Annotated in this window: 18 protein-coding genes and 1 pseudogene; 9 read left to right on the top strand and 10 right to left on the bottom strand. The window is 68.3% G+C overall.

Annotated elements, in window-relative coordinates; all coding sequences use genetic code 11:
• Nucleotides 1-245: 245 nt before the first annotated feature.
• Nucleotides 246-1,151, bottom strand: coding sequence for a hypothetical protein (locus tag QUV83_RS10155; protein ID WP_289564375.1), 906 nt, complete (start codon nucleotides 1,149-1,151; stop codon nucleotides 246-248).
• A gap of 158 nt (nucleotides 1,152-1,309) precedes the next feature.
• Here QUV83_RS10155 and QUV83_RS17670 point away from each other — a divergent pair.
• The 3 genes and pseudogenes from QUV83_RS17670 to QUV83_RS10165 all read left to right on the top strand — a co-directional run.
• Nucleotides 1,310-1,387, top strand: a pseudogene (locus QUV83_RS17670) (SEC-C metal-binding domain-containing protein); the annotation flags it as partial.
• Between the two features lie 171 nt (nucleotides 1,388-1,558).
• Complete coding sequence (locus tag QUV83_RS10160) at nucleotides 1,559-2,821, top strand: hypothetical protein (protein ID WP_289564377.1); 1,263 nt, start codon at nucleotides 1,559-1,561, stop codon at nucleotides 2,819-2,821.
• A 386-nt stretch (nucleotides 2,822-3,207) separates the two neighbouring features.
• A complete protein-coding gene (locus tag QUV83_RS10165) occupies nucleotides 3,208-3,960 on the top strand; it encodes a class I SAM-dependent methyltransferase (RefSeq protein ID WP_289564379.1) in 753 nt (250 codons plus the stop codon).
• A 118-nt stretch (nucleotides 3,961-4,078) separates the two neighbouring features.
• On the opposite strand, the gene QUV83_RS10170 is transcribed toward QUV83_RS10165, so the two are convergent.
• Nucleotides 4,079-4,789, bottom strand: a complete 711-nt coding sequence (locus QUV83_RS10170) for a hypothetical protein (protein ID WP_289564381.1) — start codon at nucleotides 4,787-4,789, stop codon at nucleotides 4,079-4,081.
• Between the two features lie 313 nt (nucleotides 4,790-5,102).
• Here QUV83_RS10170 and QUV83_RS10175 point away from each other — a divergent pair, with 313 nt between their 5' ends.
• On the top strand, nucleotides 5,103-6,257 hold the full coding sequence (locus QUV83_RS10175) for an ImmA/IrrE family metallo-endopeptidase (RefSeq protein WP_289564383.1): 1,155 nt from the start codon (nucleotides 5,103-5,105) through the stop codon (nucleotides 6,255-6,257).
• 1 nt (nucleotide 6,258) lies between these two features.
• On the opposite strand, the gene QUV83_RS10180 is transcribed toward QUV83_RS10175, so the two are convergent.
• The 5 genes from QUV83_RS10180 to QUV83_RS10200 all read right to left on the bottom strand — a co-directional run bounded on the left by QUV83_RS10180 (nucleotide 6,259) and on the right by QUV83_RS10200 (nucleotide 11,837).
• On the bottom strand, nucleotides 6,259-6,903 hold the full coding sequence (locus tag QUV83_RS10180; protein ID WP_289564385.1) for a hypothetical protein: 645 nt from the start codon (nucleotides 6,901-6,903) through the stop codon (nucleotides 6,259-6,261).
• Nucleotides 6,904-7,076: 173 nt separating this feature from the next.
• On the bottom strand, nucleotides 7,077-8,738 hold the full coding sequence (locus QUV83_RS10185; RefSeq protein WP_289564387.1) for a PD-(D/E)XK nuclease family protein: 1,662 nt from the start codon (nucleotides 8,736-8,738) through the stop codon (nucleotides 7,077-7,079).
• Nucleotides 8,739-9,136: 398 nt separating this feature from the next.
• Nucleotides 9,137-9,889 (bottom strand): hypothetical protein, encoded by a 753-nt coding sequence (locus QUV83_RS10190; RefSeq protein WP_289564389.1) that lies wholly within the window; start codon nucleotides 9,887-9,889, stop codon nucleotides 9,137-9,139.
• Between the two features lie 77 nt (nucleotides 9,890-9,966).
• Entirely contained in the window at nucleotides 9,967-11,529 is a 1,563-nt protein-coding gene (locus QUV83_RS10195) for a DNA/RNA non-specific endonuclease (RefSeq protein WP_354003936.1), read from the bottom strand.
• A gap of 11 nt (nucleotides 11,530-11,540) precedes the next feature.
• Nucleotides 11,541-11,837, bottom strand: coding sequence for a hypothetical protein (locus QUV83_RS10200; RefSeq protein WP_289564392.1), 297 nt, complete (start codon nucleotides 11,835-11,837; stop codon nucleotides 11,541-11,543).
• Between the two features lie 178 nt (nucleotides 11,838-12,015).
• On the opposite strand from QUV83_RS10200, the gene QUV83_RS10205 reads away from it, so the two are divergent.
• On the top strand, nucleotides 12,016-16,407 hold the full coding sequence (locus QUV83_RS10205) for an FtsK/SpoIIIE domain-containing protein (RefSeq protein ID WP_289564393.1): 4,392 nt from the start codon (nucleotides 12,016-12,018) through the stop codon (nucleotides 16,405-16,407).
• Between the two features lie 47 nt (nucleotides 16,408-16,454).
• Nucleotides 16,455-16,751, top strand: coding sequence for a WXG100 family type VII secretion target (locus QUV83_RS10210; protein WP_289564395.1), 297 nt, complete (start codon nucleotides 16,455-16,457; stop codon nucleotides 16,749-16,751).
• 193 nt (nucleotides 16,752-16,944) lie between these two features.
• Here the strand turns inward: QUV83_RS10210 and QUV83_RS10215 are convergent, their stop codons facing one another.
• The gene (locus QUV83_RS10215) at nucleotides 16,945-17,145 is read right to left on the bottom strand and encodes a hypothetical protein (RefSeq protein ID WP_289564397.1); all 201 of its coding nucleotides are present in this window, start codon (nucleotides 17,143-17,145) and stop codon (nucleotides 16,945-16,947) included.
• 935 nt (nucleotides 17,146-18,080) lie between these two features.
• On the opposite strand from QUV83_RS10215, the gene QUV83_RS10220 reads away from it, so the two are divergent.
• From QUV83_RS10220 to QUV83_RS10230, 3 genes are all read left to right on the top strand, one after another.
• Entirely contained in the window at nucleotides 18,081-18,446 is a 366-nt protein-coding gene (locus tag QUV83_RS10220) for a hypothetical protein (RefSeq protein WP_289564398.1), read from the top strand.
• Nucleotides 18,443-18,916: a hypothetical protein gene (locus tag QUV83_RS10225; protein WP_289564399.1), complete on the top strand. Its 474-nt coding sequence runs from the start codon at nucleotides 18,443-18,445 to the stop codon at nucleotides 18,914-18,916. The genes QUV83_RS10220 and QUV83_RS10225 overlap by 4 nt, the downstream gene beginning before the upstream one ends.
• A 223-nt stretch (nucleotides 18,917-19,139) precedes the next feature.
• A complete protein-coding gene (locus tag QUV83_RS10230; protein ID WP_289564401.1) occupies nucleotides 19,140-19,262 on the top strand; it encodes a hypothetical protein in 123 nt (40 codons plus the stop codon).
• Between the two features lie 258 nt (nucleotides 19,263-19,520).
• Here QUV83_RS10230 and QUV83_RS10235 read toward each other — a convergent pair whose 3' ends face one another.
• Nucleotides 19,521-20,063 (bottom strand): hypothetical protein, encoded by a 543-nt coding sequence (locus tag QUV83_RS10235; RefSeq protein ID WP_289564402.1) that lies wholly within the window; start codon nucleotides 20,061-20,063, stop codon nucleotides 19,521-19,523.
• 563 nt (nucleotides 20,064-20,626) lie between these two features.
• Nucleotides 20,627-22,054, bottom strand: a complete 1,428-nt coding sequence (gene dcm / locus QUV83_RS10240; protein WP_289564404.1) for a DNA (cytosine-5-)-methyltransferase — start codon at nucleotides 22,052-22,054, stop codon at nucleotides 20,627-20,629.
• Nucleotides 22,055-22,056 lie beyond the last annotated feature (2 nt).

Raw genomic sequence — 22,056 nt, forward strand, 5'->3', positions numbered from 1 at the left:
GCGCCATCGGACCCACGCGTCAGCACCTGAGCACGCCAGCGTGCTAGTAAAACCGCAGGTCAGGCCCACAAACAAGAAACCCCTGGCCGGAGTCACTCCGACCAGGGGTTACCTGAACTGCTCTGCCTGTCCTAGACGAACAAGCCCACGTGGCTTGTTCCGCTAACTCTCTGACCAGTTGGTACGTCATATCTGGTCAGGTGCCTTGTACAGGCTGGAGGTGGTGTTGTGTACAGGCTGGGTGGTCAGCCCGAGAAACCAGCGACGAGTTCGAGAAGACCTGACGCGGCGACGTTCGCGGCGACGTCACCTGCGAGAGCGATCGCACCGACTCGGACTCTCTCCACGAAGGTCCTGGTGCGCGCTCCGACTACACCGCCGTCCGCCTGGACCGCGGCACCGAACTCGGTGGCGTGCTCGGCGCTCAAACCGAGTTCGCGGGCCGCGCGAACCAGGTCCGCGAGGTCACCCTTCTTCACGGTCGAACGCTGCCGCGCGCCTTCGCCGGTGGCGATGTTGGCACCATCGCCGTTGACAGTGATGTTGAACGTCTGCACGACCGAGCCGAGCTGATGATCCGCAACGGTCGGACCCCCTGGTTCGCCAGCGTCTGGGGCGACGTCTTCGAGAGCCAGGGCTAGGTCCAGCACTCGAGTTCGGATCTTGTCGAGGATTCCGGCGAGCATCGTCCGTGGAACCACGAGCCACGCCTCAGAGAGCACGAGCAGCTCGATTCGAGCGCCGCCCTCTCCGTTACGCGTACGCCGGTCGTACTCGTTCACCTGGTACGGGTCCCACTTGATCATCGGGTCGCGGTCGCCAGTGCTCAACCGCTCGAGCTCGGCCACAGGCTCGCGGAACTCGGTCGAGAATATCGTCAGGAAGTCCTCGGCAATGCCCGCGGGTGACACCTGGCCCGGGACGCTCAAGCCACCCGGGCCAGACCACGTGCCACGAGCCGGCAGGTGCCGCCGAGCGCGGTACTCCGGAAGGTCCTGATCCTGCCCGTAGCCGTTGAGCTCGTTGGTGGCCCACCGGGCGAGCGTGTCGTCACCGATTCTCGCGGCGAGGATCTTGACCTGACGGATGACGTCGGAGAGCGACCGCGAGCCATCGGCCGCCTGGTCGATCAGAGTTGCAAGACGTGACATCGGCATCTCCCGGGTTGGTGGCATGCCGATCGTAGATGCTCTCGTCCGCAACGCTCGTGGTCCACAGGACTGGTCCGCAGCCCCTCCTGTTGAGACGGGATCGAAGCTGGGACTGACGTTGGCTGCCGCGCTGAGTCCGCGACGGATACCGTGCCTGCGTGGACCCTCTCGCCCCATTCGGACGTCAGGAACCGTGCTGGTGCGGTTCGGGCAGGACTTACCGGCTGTGCCACAAGCGCTGGACCACCCCGCAGTCTCAGCCAGGCGACCCGACACCGCCCGACCCCGAAGACGCGATCTACCTGAGCCCACGAGTCAGCCTCGCTATAGGCGCCCTGTCGAACGCCATGCCGGCGGGCACCCCGATCACGATGCCCGCTGCGCCGTCAGAGCCCCGGCCTTCCCCAGTGAGCTACGTCGAGCACGCCATCGCCACGTTCCCGATGGAAGAGCCCGCGCTGTCGGTCCGAGACCTCGGACGGTTGCGCATCGAGTTGCTGCACCGCCTCTCTCGGCTGCCCGACAACACCGACGAAGTCCGACCGGAACTGCGCGAGGGCGTCGCGCAAGCGGCGCTGCTCGCCTGGCAGACCGTGGGGACTCTGGCCTTGACTGCTTCGACTCTGCTGTGGAACGAGGAACTCGACCCGACGACGTTCATCGGTCGGACCATCCTGCTCGCAGACCACGTCCTCACTCCCGACAGGCTCATCGCGGCCGCCTCCCGCCGCACGACCAACGCCGCACTAAGACACCTCGCCCGCGACGAGCTGCTCCGCGAGGGTCTGATCCGAACTGGCCGTGTCATCTCGGTGCCGTCCGGCCCTGCACTGGCCACCGGAGGCGAAGCCGCCTACGAAGCCGCCCGCCTCGACCTCGCAAACGCCGAACTGACGGAATTCATCCGCGACCAGCTCGTGATCGAAGGGCCCACCGCGCGTGAAGCGCTGTTCGTGAACGCCAAAGACGACTTCGAGCACCATCCACATATGTGGCTCTACGCGCACCTGGTACCCGGTAGCGTCGACGACGAAGGCCACTTCCAAACACGAATGCTCGGGCATTTCGACCCTCAGCACGACTACCGGCCATGGATCACACAGACCGTCAACGACGCCGTTCGCGCCTACGTGCAGCGCACCGCCGAACGTCTCGTCGTTGCCGACCTCGTTGGAGCCGAATACGTCGCGGCTTCGCCGTTCGAAGCCCGGTTACTGCGCCGACGTAACCCAACCTTCGCACCAGGTCCCGCCTCCGCCGGCGTCTGGGCAGACGTTCCCATCTTGCGCAGCCTGGAGTCGAAGGACCTAGCGAAGATCCTCGACGAGGATGAGGCCGTGCACGACCTGCGAGGGCGAGTGCAGCTGGCAGTCAGAAGCGCGCCGGATCTGGCTGGGCAGACCAAAGCGATCCAAGAACTGACCGACGAGCTTGACCACTCGTCCGCGATCCTGGATCGCAAGTTGCGCACCGAGCGCGCCTACTCCGCGCTCACTCCAGCCGCCCTCGGAATGGCAGGTCTCATCGTCGGTGCCGCTGGCGGCGTGCCTGGACTCGCGGGCGCTGCCATCGGCGCGGTCGCCGGGATCGTTCCGTGGATCGGCGCCCGCCGGAACGCGCGCCGTGACGCGTCGTACGTGTTCGTCACTGCGCGGCGCCGAGCGCGCTGACCGACGGTCGTCATCACGCGCCGGCGCGCGCAGATAAGCGTCCGACACCGCCCTGTTTGCGAGCCTCCCTGCGTACCTCTGAACAGACTCGACCCGACGGCTCCAGCCTGTGGGCACGCGACTCGGTCATCTGGGTCTGCTGCACGAGTAGGTGACACCTTGACCTGTGGTGCCGACAGCCGCCGCTGAGAGGATGTCGAACGTGCCCAGACCCCGTCCGAAGGAGTTCCGCGAGGACGTCGTGGCCGTGGCTCGCGCGCGCCCCCCATTGGATTCCAGTGTGATGCGGATGGTTCGAGGGCGTGCGTTCAGACAAACACTGCTGCCGCTCGCGCAGGCTCGGGCACAGTTGGTGAACCGTGGATGCCCAGGGAGGACGGAACTACATGAGCGAGCAGTTCTACTCGGATGCCAAGCTGTACGACCGGCTGTTCCCCGGAAGCGAGCAGCCCCTCTCCTTCTACCGTGCCGAGGCTGACCGGCAGGGCGGCAGTGTCCTGGAACTCGGGTCGGGGACCGGGCGCAAGTTGATCCCGATCGCGTCTGACGGCCATCCGAGCACGGGCCTGGAGCTCTCGCCGGAGATGCTTGCCGAGGCTCGGCGCAAGGCGGACGAGCGCGGAGTGGTGGTGGAGTGGCTGCTGGGCGACATGCGCGAGTTCGACCTGCGTCGGACGTTCGACCTCGTGTTCATCGCCGCCAACTCACTGCTCCATCTTCATGAGGCTGACGACCTTGTGGAGTGTTTCCGATCGGTGCGACGACACCTGGCACCGGGTGGGCGGCTCGTCTTCGACGTGTTCAACCCGAGCGTGCGCATGCTCGCCGAGGCCGACGGCGTGCGACGCGGGCGCGACACGTTGTCGTTCGTGGATCCGGATCGCGGCGTCGTTCAGGTCGATGTCGAGGAGACATACGACGCGGCTGCGCAGGTCACGCGCGGGACGTGGTTCTTCTCGACCGACGCCGAGCCCGACTTCGTCGTCGCGCCTCTTGAGATGAGGAGCATCTTCCCCCAGGAGCTGCCGCTGCTGCTCTCGCTCGGTGGTCTGCGAGTCGTTGAACGCTTCGGCGACTGGTCTCGTGCCCCTTTCACCTCTGATGCGGCGCTCCAGCTCTACGTCTGCGCACCGGACTGACCGAGAGCGGTCGGATCGTGTGTCCGCTAGCGAGAGCCTCCAAGGAAGCCTGGGCGGTTCAACACCCGGTGTGGTGCCCACGCGCTCGGCCCGGGCAATCGGGACACACCCAGCAGCGTCAGGATGGCGGACGAGCCGTGACCGCGACGGGGACGCGCAGCGACGGTGTCGCACGGGTGGCGCCGGGTGCGTAGTTGTCCCTGCCTGTTCGCTGTCGTCGGGCGGCCGAGCCGCCGTTGGCTTCGGCATGTTCACGCAGGATGCGGTGGTAGGTCTGAACGTCGTCCGCGTTGTTCAGGTGCAGCCGCGCGAGGCCGAGCAGGAGGTTGGTGCGGCGCGCGTTGCGTAGCGCGAACGACCGAGCCTCGAATATCTTGCGCAACCGCGCAGCGGCCGCCTCTGCACCGGCCGTCGATCGGTGCGGCGGCAGCTCGTGGCGACGCGCCACCTGGACAGCAATGGCCGGACCGTGCTCGGCGACCCACGCAGCCGCTGCACCGAGCTCACCTGCGACGGCGACGAACTCCTCCCAGCCCTCAGTCCGCCGGAACGCCGTGTCCAGGCGACGCATCCAGCGTCCCCGACCCGCATCTGCCTTGTCCTTCGCGAGCGCGCTCTGCGCCCTCAAGCGCAGGTGGTGCTCGCACGAGAAGGCGAACGGCGCGTCCGGTGAGCCGTCCGGCCACATCTGACGAACAGCAGCCGCGATGGCTTCGTCCTTGTCGCTGACGACGGTCTTGGGCGCGGCTGGAAGGTGCAGTCCCTCGAGCAGGTCGCGGTAGTCGTCAGCCCTCGCCGTCGGCGACGCGGCGGCCGCGCCGTAGTACACACCTCCAGCGCACTCGGGACCACGGCCGGAGCCCATTCGCCTGCAAGTGGGCGGGGCTGCTCTACCGAGCGAGGGCAGCCCGCGGTGCCAACACCGCTGCCAGGCTGAACGCCAACCTTCGAAGATCAGCCGGCCTCGGTGCTCACCGTCGTGGTGAGACGGCGACGAGAGCTCGCCCGCCGTTCGCGCATCGCGTGTGGATGGGTGCCGGTACTGTCGACAAGACGTGACACGAGTGCCCGGTGTGCGGACGCACCGCACGCGCGCTCCGCACCCCAACCGGTGCCTACACGAAATCACACGGCAGGAGGAAATGAGCAGCAACGAGAGCATCGGCGAGCGCCTGGCGACGTTGGTCGCGCAGGTGTCGGTCGACCCGGCCAGCTTCGTCAGAGAGCTCGGCCTCCCCGCGAGCATCACGTTCGAGGACGTTTGTGACGGCACCTTCACCCTGGACGCATCCGACATCGTCGCGGCGTCAGACATCCTGGATGTCCCGATCCCCGTGCTGACCGGGGATGTTCCCGTCGCGGGTCACCTCGGCGTTTCGTTGCGGCTTGGTCTAGTCGGCGATCGGGAGCAGACACCCGAAGCAGCCTTGTCGTTCGCAGACCGCGTGCTGTCGCACATGGATGTCCTCGACGCCGTTCTCGGCCCGGCGGCCCGCGAGGCGCACCCGCCGATGAGCACGCACTCGTACGGCAAGCGTGCCGGGCGGGACAGCGCGGACCGCATCCGCCGTTCCCGCAAGCTGGGTCGCGACCCGGTGTCCGACCTCGTCGGGCTCGTGGAGTCGTACGGTTTCCCAGTCATCTTCCAGGAGCTGCCCGAGGGCCTACACGGCATGAACGTCCGCGACCAGCGAAGCGGATCGGTCCGCCGGGTGATCGTGATCTCGACGCGAGGAACCTGGCCGATGCAGCGGTACACCCTCGCGCACGAGCTCTGCCACGCCTTGTTCGACGACGCCGGACAGGTGATCTTCGACCACCTCGAGGAACCCGATGCCATGGAGGAGGCCCGCGCGGAATCCTTCGCTCGCGAGCTCCTACTTCCTTCAGCGGCGCTCAGGAACGAGGTGACTACCCGCGGTCTTGGTCCGCGCTCCATGAGCGAACGGTGGCTGCGAGCCGTCCCCGACTTGATGCTGCGTTGGGGTATCAGCAGGCGCGCACTCGTCAGATCGCTGATTGAAGAGCGGCACGCGGCCGAGGCTGCCCTGGCTGACGTCATGAACCTGTCGGTGCGGGAGAGCATCGAGCGTGCCGGCCTGACCGAGCAGTGGTCGATGATGTGCGGTTCTGAGCACCTCCCGTCAGGTTCTCCGATGCTGACCGAGCGCGCCGTGCAGGCGTTCGGTCATGGGCACGTCTCGGTTCGGTTCGTCGCGGAAGTCCTCGACCGAGACGTCGAATCCACCGCGTCGGATCTCGCGTCCGCCGGCTGGCTGGAGCCGGTCCGGTCTTGAGTCAGTCGCCCGTGACGGCGCAGTCCTGACACTCGCCCTCGGTACGACGGCAAGTGAAGTCGTCCCGACCGCGCTGTCTGGCGTTCGTGGGAATCCCGGAGATGGCATGTCCAGCCTGAAACCGCGCCCAACAGCTGTCGCAGTCGAGCGACGCATCGGAGCACGCGAGTTCGGCGAGCATGTCTCCTCCGTGACGTGACGGAAGGTGTCGCCTGCCCGCGACGACACTGGCCGCGGCGTCGTTCGTAAGCAGGACGTTGCGCCGGTCCGGGCGGTCATTGGCCGCCCGCGAAGCCAAGACGATCAGTTCGGCTTCGCCGCCGTGACTCTTCTTGGCGTTGGTGTTCGACATCGCTGCCAGCTGCTGCTTGATGGGCTCGATGAGCGGAAGCTCGTGGTCAGTGAGTCGCTGGACCTGCAGCGCTGTGGGTCCGAGCAGCAGAGCGTTGATCGCGGCTGTCGCGGCTTGGTACCGCGCGTGCTCGTCCTCGGGTGCATCCACCGCGGGCGCGTCCCGCGCGAACCCGCGGACCTCACGGTCGACCTTCGGTCCGAGGTAGGCGCGGTTAGCGTAGTGGGTACGAAGCCGGTCGAGTGTGTCCCCGTAGGTACCGGCGAACAGGAACACACCGGTGTCGATCCACACGCTTGAGTCTTGCCACCCACGCCGCGGGATGCTGCTCGCTACCTCGTACCGCACGCTCACCGGCGCGGCCGACGCCGGTCGTACGGGAATCTGCGGGAGGCGACGGCGCGGAATGTCCGCCGGCGATACGGGCTTCGGGGTCGACACGGTCACCTTTCCTAGCTGTCGGCGGATCAGAACGTTGCGGCGCTAGCCGCCCCTGATCCCGGGAGGGTGCCTAGGCCATTCGCCCAGACGTCTCGGTCTAGGCACCACCGGCGCACTGGACACCACGTACAGGCTGGCGACGGCGTGGTCAGCCAGTCGGTGTCGTTGTGCCACGGCTCGGCGACCGTTTCGAGCTGGGACTCCGCGAGCATCATCGTCTCGTCGTCGTCCGTGCTCCAGGACCAAACCCGCGCGTCATCGACCGTGAGGACCTCGAGCTCGACGACTCCGCGGTCGAAGCCATGATGCTCGGCGAGCCCGCTCGCGAGTGCTCGAAGCGCGAAGGGCACCTGAAGGTGCGCGTCGAACGCCTCGTTTGCGGAGCCCGGAGGCATCTCGGTGGTCTTGACCTCACGAAGGATCAGCGACGAGCCGTCGGAGTACACCAGGTCAGGCGCGAGCGCGACGACCACCTCGGCGTCGTGGTCGTACCCCCGCAACGACTCCTCGATCGCAAGAACGCGCGGTGACGGAACCGCCGCCAGGGGGCAGCAGCCGACGTGCCGCATCAGGAACGGTCGCGCGACGGCGTAGTCCTCACGGTTCAGCGTCTCGGTGCCGATCATCGCCCGACCCAACGTCGACGGGAGGTCCGCCGCGGTGCACGGCACCCCGCGGGCATGAGCAGCGCGCAACCAGGTGTGCACCGCACGCCCGCGGTCCGCTGCGGGGGAGCCTGTGTCCTCGCGAGGCACACCCGCCGCGGTCATCATCCACTGGGCGGGGCACGCCTGGTAGGTGCGCAGGTCCGTCGGCGACACCGCTCTGCTCTCGACCCCGCGACTGTCTTGACCGAGGAACCCGTCGAGATCGAGCAGGCCGGGGCAGACTCCGGCAGCCTTGCAGTCACCGCAAGAGCGAGACGCCTGGACGTGGTCTGCGTCGCACAGCGCACGCGCCCGTGGCTGCCCGTAGCAGGCGTACGCAGCCTTGGCAGCGGCGACGTCACCGTCGAATGTGACCGCGGTCGAGCCGTCGAGCAGGCCGATCTCGACGACCTGGATGCGCGCGGGCGCTGCGCGTCCACGGATCGTCGCCGCGATCCCCGCAGCCGTCGCGGACCAGGGATCCACCCCGTCGAATGCTGCCGGGTGCGCTGACTTCACCCGAAGGCGATGTACCTGGCGCAGGCCGTTGTCCCCGTCATACACATCAGCCCACACTGACAGCGAGCGCCCTTGCTGCCCGACCTCCGGGTCCGACTTGATCAGGTGAAGCGGACCGCTAGTCGCCTCGATCGAGTCGCGCGCGTCGACCACGTTCCACACGGCGTGCTCAACCCACGGCCGCAGCTGGCGCACCACCGGGCGCGAGTCGAACGCACGGGCGATGGCGGCACCGATCTCGCTCGGGCTGTGAACGATGGGCGAGCCGAGCGAGCGGACGATGTCACGCACGTGCTTGAGAGCGAACCGGTCTGGGACGGTCCGGGCCGCCCACAGGCGGCGCCAGCCGCTGACGTAGGCATGTCTGCGTACCTTGAGCGACAGGAACTGCCCGCAGGGGCTGGTGCTCTCCACGTCGGACGCGGACACCCACACCGAGTCACGGTCTCCCTCGACCGTGACCGACGGGTTCCAGTTCATGCCGCGCCCCCCAACACTCACCGGCTGCCGCCGCACGTCCACCGTTCGCAGTTGACCAGCCCGGGTCGCCGCACTTGAGCGCCGAAGTCCTAGGTGGTGTTCACCGCCGCCGGTCCGCGGGGAACAAGACGCCGAGATCAGCAGACTAGGCGAGTTGCCCTCGGTCCACTGGCGATTCGCGCGACGAGCACGTGGCGAATCGCTGTGGGTTCGCGGGATGTCCTCGAACGAACGAAACGCGGGTCCGCGGTGGCTCTCCCTACTTCGAACGCCCTCGCCCGGATTGGGCGTTCTGCGTTACTGGGCCTGCCGACTTCGCCGCTTCTCTCGCTGACCGAGCCTCGACCCCCAGGACACCCATTCGCGCGCACGCGATCTCCGCGATCAGCATGCCGATGGTCACGCGGGTAGCTCGGCGTCGTCGCAACGTGGTCGACTCGTCATGCGCCGAGACCGAGAACCCGCCGTTCATATGAGTTGAGCTGGCCTGAGCACAGAGCCCACCCGGACACCTCTTGAACCGTGCGCGCGACATCCCGCACCGCCCGCGTCACGATCTCGCTGTCCGCCTGATCCGGTGCCACGTCGACCCACCAGAAGATCATGTCCCGGAAAAAGGCGAGGGACAGGTAGCCGCCGACGTCGACCAGCACTTCGTCGTAGGCGGCCGGGTTGCCTTGCCCGTCCTCGCCCTCGCTAGTCGCCTCGCGCACGGCGTGTCCCGCCGCTCGCAGCCGGTTGGCGATCGCGTGAGACCACTCGTGCCCCTGGGCGGTGGTAGTCGCATCGACGTGCGCCCCCGCGGAGATGGGCTCACCGCCAGCGGTGAAGTCGACCTGCATCCGCAGGCCCGCCCATGCGGGGTGTTCCGCCTTTGCCGTCAACCAGCCCGGAGTCATTTCGGCTGCACGGGGATAGCGTTCCGCATCCGCGGCCCACGACAGTGGCGCGAACGGGTAGGCCGGCTCATTGTCATAGTCAAAATTGGTCTCGATACGACCGTCCGCATAAACCGTGACGGCGGCCGTGTACCAGGTTCCCACCCCGGGGTGGTACATACGTTCGCGAAGCCCTCCGAGAACTATTCTCACGTCCCGCGGGATCTTGGCGTCGACCGTCACCTCGCCTGCCTGGGTCAGCGCGACGATGTCATACGTAGCAGTAGGTCCTACTCGCTGATAGGTGAGGGTCACACTCGCCCACCCGCCGGGGGCGATAGAAGCGAGTCCAGCGCCAAGGGCTTGGAGGTCGTCAGGTGCGGGCACGGTTGTCATTGCTCGAACAGTACCTTTCCGGCCTTCTGCCCGTCGACGAGGACGTCGATATCCATTGAGTCGGGACGCAAAGAGTCGGTTGGATACTCAAGGTCGATCCTCAGATCGATGTGCGCCCCTGGGTTCGCTGCCGCGATCGAGCGAATTTGGGCCTCCATTCCGCCATAATCGCCGCCACCACCGTTGATGAGCTTATGCAACGGCACCAGGTTGATGCCCTCACCTGCCCCGCCTCCACTCGCGGCGATCAGGTGTCCTCCGACATCATCTGGCAACCGGTCCGTTCCGCCAGCGATGCGTTGTTGATAGTTGTTGCGGCTCGCCTTCGCGTCAACAGAGTTGGTCGGCTCCCACCGCCCTTCGACGTGGTCGACCCGGCCGAGGTGGTCGGTGACGTACACGTTGCGCCCGTCGACGACGTACACGCTGTTGGGTGCGGGGCGGTGTAGTTCCTTGTTCCACCCAAGTCGCTGTCCGGACACCTCGACGCGCAGGGCCTTGTCGGGGAAGCGCTTGGCGATCTCGTCGACCTGGAGGAGGCGTCGCGCAGAGGCGTCCGGCGTGACCGGCCAGAAGCGGATCTGACCTGCGTCGCTGGGAAGTCCGCTGGCGAGCATCCGCCCGTTCCAGAACCCAGACACTGATTGGCTCAGGGAGCGGGAGGCGGACACCAGCGCGGAGTTCTGCACCAGCGAGCGGGTGCCCGACCGCACCGCGCCCGTCACGGCCGCCCGGGTGCTGATGGTGGCCCCGGCGCGTGCGCCACGGACGGCGGCCGCGCCGGCGCCGGCGGTGAAGATCGCGATGATCGCGTCGGGTGCGAGGGTGCCGAGCGCGCGTGCTGGGCTGGTGTGCCAGGTGTCCCAGTCGATCAGGTCCTTGGCGAACTGCTTCGGGTCGTGCAGGGAGGTCCACAGGCCCTCGATGAGGGACCTCTTCGCCTCGACGGCGCCGTAGGGGTCCCAGAGGAACCGGAAGCTGTTCTGCTCCCACACGAGGATGCCGAGGTCGCGGACGGCTCCCCATGCGCCCTGCCCGAACTCTGAAAGGTGGTATCCGACCTGGTTCCAGAATGTGGGGTCGATGGGCGCGTCCCTCGTGGCGGCCTCGACGACGGCCGCGGCGGCTCGGGCGGCGGCATTGACGTCGACGCGTAGACGCTCGAGCTCGGCTTGGGCGCGGATCTGCTCGGGCGCGAGAGTCGGCAGCAGCCCGGTGGCCGGGACGCAGGGCGCGGTGCGCCATTGCCGGGCGAGTTGGCGGGCCCGGGTCTGGGAGTACTCGAGGATGTCGGCGTGCCCGCGCAGCGCGTAGGCGGCCTCGCCCAGTGCGGTTCCTGCGACAGCGAGGCGTGTGCTCAGGTCTCCCTGGGCGGCGGCGAAAGCGGTCTGCGCCTGACCGGTCCAGTCGCCCAAATTGGTGCCTGCGACGGCGCTCGAGGCCCAGGTGAGGTCCTGGGCCAGCGTGTCGATTCGGCGCGCGTCGGCGCGGAGCGCCTGCGGGTCGCCGGGGATGAGGAGTGTGGGATCAGACGTGGAAGCGAGTGAGGGGCCGAGCATCGAGGCAGAGGTCACCGCGCCAAGTTCCTTGCGGCTCTGGCGGCCTGGGCGTCAACGTCCTCGAATGCCGCGGCGGCCTGCGTGAGAGCTGTGCCTGCCGCCCTGACGTCCGTGGCGAGCGCTTCGAGCCCGATGGCCCAGCGGGTCGCGAGTTGGCCGGTCGCGTTCGCCAGCGCGGCGTGCCCGTAGTCGTCATGGCCGGAGGCGACCGACGCGGCGGAGATCCCGTCGAATGCGGATGCCTGCGAGGCCAGGCGTGACCCGGAGTCAGCCAGTGCTCCTGTGTCGACCCGCAGCCAGCCAGTCATCGTCGCGACGCCCCCAGTCGTTGTGAGGTGCAGTCGTACCGCATGGACATACCGGGCGGCAACTGTCGGACCGCGTTGTGCGTCCGATCGAGGGACACGGCGCCTGCATCGGTGATGGCCGTGGCACGATCGCCGCTGGAATGGCATTTGTCATGGTCAGGGCCGACGGGGGGTTGTGGTGCGCACACGCCTGACAGTCCGCCATGGCCAAGGCCACACCGATGTGGTCGTCGGCACCGACGCTGCGGCGACGGTGGGCGACGTCGCCGGGGCGCTCGTCCGCGCGGGGACAATCGCGGGGCAGGTCGGCACCCCGACCTTGCAGGCTGTGGCTCCCGATGGCATTCCCGGGCCCGTGCTGCGGCCGGCGACGCTGCTCACGGACGCGGGTCTGCGTTCGGGGGCGACCGTCGCCGTCGCCGATGCCGGCGCACGGTTCGTCGCTCCGCACGCGGGAGGCGCCGTCCTGCGTGTGCATGTCGTGACGGGGCCTACCGCCGGAGCCGTGTTCGACCTGCCCGCCGGAGTCTCGGACGTGGGGCGAGGACCTGAGTGCGAGGTTCGCCTCAACGACCGGCAGGTCTCGAAGAAGCACGCCCGCCTCGTCGTGACCGACCAGGTGCTCATCGCGGACTCCGGGTCACTTAACGGCGTCGTCGTGGACGGGGGGCGTGTCGACCGGGCGGAAGTCCGCCCGGGTCAGGAGGTGAAGGTCGGCGACTCCACACTCCGCATCGAGTGGCTGGTGGACGCCACGACGATCGTCGCCGGGGGCGCTGCCATCGCGTTCAACCGCTCTCCGCGGGTCGTGCCTCGGTATGCGGAGCGATCTGTGCAGGCCCCCGAGCCGCCTGCGCCTGCGTCCCCCGGCAGATTCCCCTGGGTGGCGATGGCCGCTCCGATCGCGATGGGCGCGGCCCTGTATGCGGTCACCCGTTCAGTGCTCTCACTTGTGTTCATCGCGTTGTCCCCGCTCCTCGCGGCCGGGACGTGGGTGGACAAGAAGATCCGGGACCGCCAGCAGCTCAAGGACGGCACCGCCCAGTTCCGCACTGCGTTGGACGCTCTTCGAGAAGAGATGACCGCCGCCCACGAGGAGGAGCAACGGGTCCGCCGCGAAGAGGAGCCCGACACCGACGCCGCAGTGCAGGCTGCGTTCGCCGCGGATCCTGTGCTGTGGTCGAGGCGCCGCGAGGCGGACACGTTCGCCACTCTCCACCTCGGACACGGCACCGACGCCTCGCGCACGACAGTCGCGATGCCGTCGCGTGGTCGCGCGCTGCCTGACCTGTGGGCAGAACTCGAGCGCACAGTCGACGCGTTGCGCGACGTCGCGTCGGTGCCACTGCTGGTGAACCTGCGCGCCGCTGGCGCGTTCGGACTCGCCGGCCTGCAACGCGACGACACCGCCCGCGCCCTGGTGGCGCAGCTCGTCGCCTTGCACTCCCCGGCGGACCTCACGGTCGCCGCGTTCGCGTCCAAGCGCACGGCCGGCACCTGGGAATGGCTGAAGTGGCTTCCGCATGTCGCCGGACCGCACACCCCGCTGGGCGCCCCGCACCTGGCGGCGTCGCCTGCCCCGGCGCGGGCGCTCCTGTCCGCGCTCGAGGAGCTCGCAGCCGCACGTAGCCCGCGCAGCGGCGCTCAGACGTCGCGGTACCCGATGGTGGTCGTGCTCGTGGAGGACGACTGCCCGGCCGATCGTGGGCGGCTGGTGCGACTTGCGGAGGTGGGCCCGGCCGCCGGGGTGCACTTGGTGTGGGTGGCCGATCGGGTGCGCGACCTGCCCGCCGCCTGCACGGTGTTCCTGGATCTGGCCGACCCAGCCGCGCCGCGCCTGGGGTCGACCACTGACCGGGCTTGGCGCCCGGCAAACCCGCCAGGTATCGACGCGGGCACCGCGGTGGCGTTCGCCCGGCACTTGTCCGCGTTCAACGACGCCGGAGCGCCCACCCTTGACGAGTCGGACGTCCCCCGGCACGTCACCTACCTGCAGGTCGCCGGAACAGATCTCGCAACCGACTCGTCCGCTGTGATCGACAGGTGGACGCAGACCGCCTCGATACTGGACCGCGACGCGCCGCCTGCCCGCCGGACAGCCGACGCGTCCTTGCGGGCTGTCGTCGGCGTCGGCGCAGATGGCGACTTCGCGTTGGACCTGCGCGAGCAGGGCCCCCACGCGCTGGTCGGCGGGACTACCGGGTCGGGCAAGAGCGAGTTCCTCCAGTCCTGGGTGCTCGGCATGGCGTCCGCGCACTCCCCGGACCGCGTCACGTTCCTGTTCGTGGACTACAAGGGCGGGGCCGCGTTCGCAGACTGCGTGCACCTGCCGCACTGTGTCGGGCTGGTCACCGACTTGACTCCCCACCTGGTCCGCCGCGCGCTGACCTCCCTGCGCGCCGAACTGCGCCGCCGTGAGCGCCTCCTGGCGGCCAAGGGCGCCAAGGACCTGCTCTCGCTCGAACGCACCGGCGACCCGGACACACCGCCGGCCCTGGTCATCGTGGTGGACGAGTTCGCCGCCCTGGTGTCCGAGGTGCCGGAGTTCGTCGACGGCATGATCGACATCGCCCAACGCGGGCGCTCCCTCGGGCTCCATCTGATCCTGGCGACGCAGCGGCCCGCCGGCGTCATCAAGGACAACCTGAGGGCCAACACCAACCTGCGGGTGGCGCTCAGGGTCGCCGACGCCCACGACTCCACCGATGTGCTCGGAACCGACCTCGCGGCGAAGTTCGACCCTGCGCTCCCCGGTCGCGGTGCTGTGCGCACCGGCCCCGAGCGGGTCGCGATCTTCCAGACCGCCTACGCGGGCGGCCACACCCCAGCCATGCCACCGCCCCCACCCGTCGACCTGTCGACCCTGGAGTTCGGGCCCGGAGTGCCGATCGATGTGCCCTCCGACAACCGGACCAGCGGACGCGGCGACGGCTCGAGCGACATCTCCCGGGTGGTGGCCACGATCCGCGCGGCAGTCGCGACCGCGGGCATTCCCGCCCCGACCCGCCCGTGGCTGCCCGAGCTGCGCGACCTCTACGACATCGCCCACCTCCAGCCGAGCGGGAGTGACAGCGTCGTGTACGGCGTGGTGGACGTTCCCAGCGAGCAGAAGCAGAGCGCCGCGGCGTGGAACCCGGACCAGCACGGGTCGATCGTCGTGCACGGCACCACCGGCTCAGGGAAGTCCGCGACGCTGCGGACCATCGCCGCCGCGACGCCCGGCCCAGTGCACGTGTACGGCATCGACGCCTCGTCCGGCGGTCTGGACATGCTCGAACCGCTGCCACAGGTGGGCGCGATCATCGACTCGGACGACACCGAGCGCGTCAGCCGACTCACCAGCCGTCTTGGCGCGCTTCTCGACGAGCGCGCCACCGCCTTCAGCACCGTGCACGCCGCATCGCTGACCGACTTCCGCGCCAAGACCGGGCGGAGCGAGCCGCGCGTCCTCGTGCTGATCGACGGGCTCGGAGCCCTGCGCGACGCCTACGAGACCGACCTCGCCCACCAATCGGTGTGGGCCGCACTGGCACGTGTGGTCACCGAGGGACGGCCCCTCGGCGTGCACTTGGTCGCCTCCGCCGAGCGCGCCGCCGCGGTCCCCACCACCTGGGGCGCCTCCATCGGATACCGGGTGGTGCTCAGGCAAGCCGACGAGAACGCCTACGTCGCGTACGACATCCCCCGCGATGTCCTGGCCTCCACGTCACCGCCCGGTCGTGGTGTGCTCGCCGGGACTGACACCGAACTGCAGGTAGCCGTGCCCGGCGGTTCGGCGGACCCCGCCGATCAAGCAGCAGCCCTCCACCGCCAGGCCACCGCCGAGCCCGACGCAAAGGCCCCGACCATCCACCGGCTACCTGCCCTTATTGCAGGTGAGGCCATCCCCTCCGACGTCGACGCCTTCCCCGTGCTCGGAGTCGCCGGGGACACCCTCGAACCTCTCGGCTTCGACCCTTCGGGCGCGATCGTCGTCGCAGGCTCGCCCGGCTCCGGACGCTCCACCACACTCGTGTGGCTCGCCCACGCCATCCGCCGCGCCCGACCGCACGCCCACCTGGTCTACATCGGCAATCGGCGCTCCCCAGCCGCGTCCGCCCCGGACTGGGCCGAGCGGGCGCTCACGCCAGAAGACGCGGCAGACCTCGCACGCGAACTCACCGTCGCGGTCGCTGACGAACCAGGCCAAACACCGGTCGCACTGGTCGTCGAGGCGCTTGCCGACTTCATCGGCACACCTGCAGAGGCCCCACTACTGGCTCTGATGAAGGCCGCCCGGCGAGGCGGCCACCTTGTCGTCGCCGAAGGCGACACCCCCGCCTGGGCATCCGGCTGGCCACTGATCGCCGAAGTCCGCAACGCCCGCCGCGGGCTCGTCCTCGCACCCGAGCCGACCGACGGCGAAGCGCTGTTCCGTGTGCAGTTCCCGCGCACGGCACGCGCCGCCTACCCGCCCGGGCGAGGCGTTTGGGTGGAAGGCGGAAGGGCGCGCGTCGTTCAGATCCCGATGCCACCACCTAGCCCTGCGCCGCCCCACCCCAAGACGCTCGCCCTAAATATGGGCATCTGACCAGTATCGTGAATCCGTTCCCAACACCTCACTGAAAGGCCCACACGATGAGCAACCTCAACGTCAGCTACCAGGACATCCGCACCGCCGCCACGCGTCTGACCACTGGCCAGGACGAGATCACCACCAAGCTCAACGAACTCAAGGCGTACATCGCCTCTCTGATCTCCTCTGGCTTCGTCACCGACCAGGCATCGGTCGCCTTCGGCGAGTCCTACGAGCGCTTCACCGCCGGAGCGACCGAGGTCATCACGAGCCTGACCGGCCTCTCCCAGCACCTCAACACCACGGCGACCACCCTCGAGGAGACCGACGCGTCACTCGCGGCCAGCCTGCGGCGCTGACCCGAGGAGAGGGCACGCTCAAGCTGTGAGGTCTGACCGGGAGTAAGTGACGCGAGCAGTTCGAACACGGTCGAGGGGCTGCTCGAACGCAAGCATGAGAGTGCAGTACGGGCGCCCACCGCACGCCACCAACTTCGACGGGCTTCGTGAGCACCCCGGCTGCTTATAGGCACACCCCGATGCCTGGTGACAGTCAGTCGTCGTCGCGACAGTCTTCTTCCAGGCCGACCGGTACCCGCCCGTCCCACCGGGCGTCCCCGTAGATGCGCCACGCCTCGTCTGGGTCCGGCTCGCGGCCGGGGGGCACGCGCTCGGCCGGCACCAGCTCGATGGCGGCGGCCTGCCGCTGCACCCACCGGCGCAGGTCGCGGCCCGTGTGGCCGGGATCTGTCACGTACCGGTGCCGGTGGCCCACCGTGACGACCCATCGCTCCCCGCTGGTGCTCGCGACGTCGACGGTGGGTGCGGGACTGCCGACGCGGACGTCTTCCGAGGCTGGCTATTCCGCCGCTCCTGGTGGGCTCGCCGACGGCGAGGGTTGAAGCGAGGCGGGGACGTCCGCGTCGCTGATGTCCGAGGGTGGAAGCGCCGGGGCATGCGGTCGCCGTCGTGACCGCTGCACCTGGGTCTCGATGCGGTCTTCGACTGCGCGGTCATGGACAGCCGCTCGTCGCATTGGCAGGCACTCACGAACACCCTCCCTTCTCGCGAGCCTCGTTTCGTTTGGTACTGACGGTCCTGTCCTGCCGGCTCCGGCGGAGGCCGGAGTTGACCTCATGCGGATCGCACGCACCGCCCGGCAGGCCCCAGCTCGCGGAGCGCGATGCTCCTACGTCATCAGCGGTGGTGTCATCACCCATCAGCACCGCAAACTGGGCCCCTATCGGGGATTCGTCGTTATCCCCCATTGTCTAGACGTTGCGTTGTTTGAGAGCCTCAGGCCCTTGCGTGCACCATTCTCCAGCCCTTGACGCCTATTTAAATCTGCCTATTATCGGCGGTGTAGGTCGCTCGCGCCGGCGCCATCGACGCGGTCGATCGGCCCGATGCTCGGCTAGTGATGCCCCACTCCACAACGCGAGGGAAGGCAGCCATGCGAGATCACGACTACCTGTGCAACTCGACCCCGCCGCGAACGAGGAACGCGCAGGCTCGGTGGTGGTCTAGGGCGTCTGTCATGTCGGTCGCCCAGCTGATCGGTGGCGTTGCCTCCCGCGTCGCCGGGGAGTCGCCCAACGTCACGCTCGCGTGCTTCGCCGTCACTGGCGTCGCCAGTTCTGACGGAATCCGAGCCCTCGAGGAACCCCCCGTCCGCGCGCGGAGCAGGGCATGACCGGCGCGCACGTCAACGAGCTCGTCGTCGCCGAGGCCGCTGGCGTGTGGGCTGTCCGCTCAGCGAGCCAGACGGTCTACCTCATCGACGCGGACTCCTCGCTGCTGCTGCGGCAGACCGGTCCGAGGTCCTCTCGTGGCCCCGGTGACGGCCGGTGGGTCCCGCTGATCCAGGTCGAGGCGCTCTTCCGCGGTGACCTGGGAACCATCCGGGTCGGAGATCGGCACAAGTACTTGTTCGACTGGGAACCCGGCGGCAACGATTTCGGCTTCTGGATCCAGAGGCTCGTGACGTCCATCGACTACGTCGAGGCCGAGGAACTCGCCGGGCTGCCGGCCTTCCCGCAGGATGACCCGCTGTGACCGGCGCGCGCCGAGAAGCGGGGCGCTGGGTGGTGCGCCCCCGCGTCGAGTTCGTCGGTGACGCGACGATCCGGCTGGAGCAGGTCGATCATGGTCCGGAGCCGTTCTCCATGGACCTCGTGGACGACCTGTTCGCGGTCGGCCTCCTCGCTCCATCTGAGGAACCGGAACCGCAGCACGTTGGCGCCTCCTCGTCCTTCACGCAGGTCGTGCTGTCCGGCGATGCCCGCTTCCTCGTCGGCGAGGTCGACCTCGGCCGCGAACTTGGAATGGAGATCCTGAGCCGAGGGCTCCATCACACGGTCCAAGCGGCGCGGGGGGAGAGTCGCGCGGTGCGCGACACCGGTCGATCGGGTCCGGAATCGGACCCACCGCCGGAGGACACCGAGCTCGCCGACGAGGCCGAGATCGTCATGCCGGACAACAACGCTTGCGATGGGCGCGGCGATGACGACGCCGGCGCCGACTGACCCGTTCTCGGTCCCTGGGATCTGGCCGGTCACGACGGCCTCAGGTGCGAGACACCTCATCGACACGACCCACCCGGACCGCACAGCGCTGATCACACGGGTGGCTGTCTCACCGGTGCCGCCGACGGCTGGGTTCACTCCCGGGGCGCTCCGGCGGGACGGTGCCCCGGTCCGGCTCCTGGCCGTCCAACACCTGGCGGCCGGAGGGGCCCATGACGGCATCATGGTCGGCGCAGACATGCTCATGACGCTCGAGCCGCTGGCGGAGGACGCGCTCGCCACCGTCCGCCGCACGACGCCCGTCGTCAGCATCATCGCGGCTTGCGCGGAGGACCTCGATGAGTAGCCATGACGGCGCGAAGGACCAGGGTTCGGCGGAGTCCTACAAAGAATGCAAACGAGTTCAAAGCCACGCGATCTAGCGCGCACGACCTGGCCCGCAACCTGGGGCAACGCATGAGTGGTGCCACACGTGTCGCTACGCACCGCCTCCTCCACCTCGACGGACGTCCGTTCAAGCGCAGGCACGTCAAGGCGCCGCCGCGTCGGGCTGTGTCGGCATCGCGCGAGGTTCGGGCCGAGTGGTGGGCCACCGCGCCCGCGATCAAGGGAGGGGTGGCCACCACTCGTCATGGGTGCCCATGAGCCGGTCACGCTCCCCGAAGAAACCGCGCGCCGCCTCGAGGGTGTCGAGCACCAAGTAGCCCGCCAGGTGCGCGTCGTAGTATCCAGCAAGCCGTGGCCCGTTCTGGGCGTCACGGGAAGTCAGGTCGTAGCCAAGTTCCGAGCGATCGCGCCAGTAAAGGTTGTGGTCGTCGGGAAACAGGTTGTAACTGGGGAACGTCCGAGGCCCTGGGTACGCGGAACGGGCGCGCGGTTCCACGTCGCGCATGAAGTCATGCTCACCAGCACCGCGCACCAGAACTATCGCCTCGACAATTCGGCCAGTCAAGTCGCGCGAAACGATTTGTCGGTAGCGGCCTCTATCGTCAACGAGTTCAACGACGCGGTTACGGAGCCGGTAAACGCATCCCATAGCCTCGTTCAACGCTCTTCGTTGCTCGGCTGCGTCCGTCCGCCGAGCCATGCGCAGTCGTCTGATCGCGGCGTCGAGGTCGCCGAACACATCGGCGTAGGTGACTGTCACCGAATCATCGTGCCAGCACGCCGCCGTGTGCAGCCCGCCGTTCAGCATCCTGTGGACAGATAGAAGCGACATTCGTTGCCCACCTCGGTCCACCCAACGACCTCTCGGATACGACAAGGTTCCTACTGGCCGAAAACAGGCTATCCCTGGCCCTTAACCCGCTTGCAGCGGACAACGGTCACTCCCAGCGCATGAAGGGCCTGGTCGGTGCCAGCATCCCGGTCCCTCGTACGCGCCAGCTTCCACTGCCACCAGTCCCGGTTTGCTCGGGTACGGCACCGTGGACTGGGCACGAGTGCCAGTAGCACCCGTCCACGAGCACGCACACACGCCAGCATGTGAACGCGATGTCGACCCTGCGCCTCGGCAGCCCTTCGATCCGCGCGTTGACCCGGGACCGCCGACGCTACGTTGCACCTGCTCGTCGGAGCAGCGACTCCGGCGCCGTTCCCGTGCGAGCAGGCACGAGTACCGCGCCGAGACGCCCGGTCCGGGCGTGACTGCGGCGGCTCGGCTCCCGTCCCCGCGCTCAGGCTCGCGGTTCGCAACTCGGCTGTGTCTCGCTAGACGGCACCGGCGGGCATGAGGGTCGCAACCGCCGACTGCCGACGTGCAAGGGCCCGGCGCAAGGGCTCGCGCGGGGACTCCGGGGCGTTCGCGACCGCGTCATAGATCGCGCGTCCCCGATCGGTCGCGTGTAGAAGGTGCTTGTCGCGCTCGACGTGCGCCTTGAGCACGTTCCAGACGACTCCGACGTTTACACCGTTGCCGAGTTGTTTGTATGTCAGGGCGTCACGCTGAGGGCCGAAATCGAACTCGTCGGGAAGGCCCTGGAGTCGAGCTGCCTCCCGCGGTGACAGCCGCCTGTCGCGCGGCCCAAGGATCGGTGTCTGCGTGATTGCGACGAGCGCAGGGAGGTGGGTCATCCGCTTCGCGCGGATGCCGGAGGGCCTCAGCGACAGGACGCAGTTCCACAACGAGGTCTCGTCCTGGGCCTGCCATTCCAACTTCTGCCGGCTCTCAGGGAATGTCCTTGTCGTGTTGAGCCACGAGCGCAGCCACTTCGCGTCGACCCGGCGAATCCGGTCGTATAGCTCCCAGTTCTTGGTGAGAAAGTTCGCCTTCCACGCCGGGACGCGGACTCCCCCGGGGTGCATCAGTTCTTCCCGCTCCTCCTTGGAGGCCACCCAAACGTTCGACCAGACAGGGAAGCCAGGTAGGCGTCGCGCTGGCTCACCTGCGGCGTCAGCATCCGAAGCCCGCAGCGCGTGCATGAACTGCACCCACTTGTCCCAGTGATCGACCCACGCGACATCGTCGGCGCTGAGGTCCGTACCAGGGACGTGATGGCTCTCCTCGAGCGGCAGGTCTTCGACGAGGTCCCACTCCCGAGTCATGCGGACATGCGCGGGCAGGGCGAGCGGGCGCACCAGGGGGTCGCCGACATGCCCGTCCGGCACGTGCGTAGCGGTGATGAAGACGCGCTCCCGCACCTGCGGCGAGCCACCGAAGGCGGGGTCAATCTGGTGGGGGGAGAAGACTGCGGACGTCTCGGAGACCTGGTAACCCTCCGCACGGAGCCGTTCGATGATCACCTCCCACTCGTGGACGTGCCGTGGACCAGCGAGGTTGCGCACGTTCTCGAGGACCACAAGGGCCGGGTGGTGCGCCCTGACCACCTCCATGATGTTGAAGAAGAGCGTCCCTCGGATCTCGTCCATTCCCTTCTGCGCCCCACTCTTGGAGAACGGCTGGCAAGGGAAACCCGCGGCGAGGACGTCGTGCTCGCCGACCTTCATGACGCCGTCAGATGCGTCCTCGGTGACGTCGCCGTACGGGTCGCGACCCCAGTTGCGTGCGTAGACCCTCGAGGCGTGCTTGTCGATCTCAACCGAGTACACGTGCTCGCCACCGAGGGCCTCGAGCACGGCGGCGAACCCGCCTATGCCTGCGAACAGGTCCGCGTATCGGAAGCCCGCCGTGCCGCTCATTC

The sequence above is a fragment of the Cellulomonas cellasea genome, assembly GCF_030372105.1.
Taxonomy (GTDB): Bacteria; Actinomycetota; Actinomycetes; order Actinomycetales; family Cellulomonadaceae; genus Cellulomonas_A; species Cellulomonas_A cellasea_A.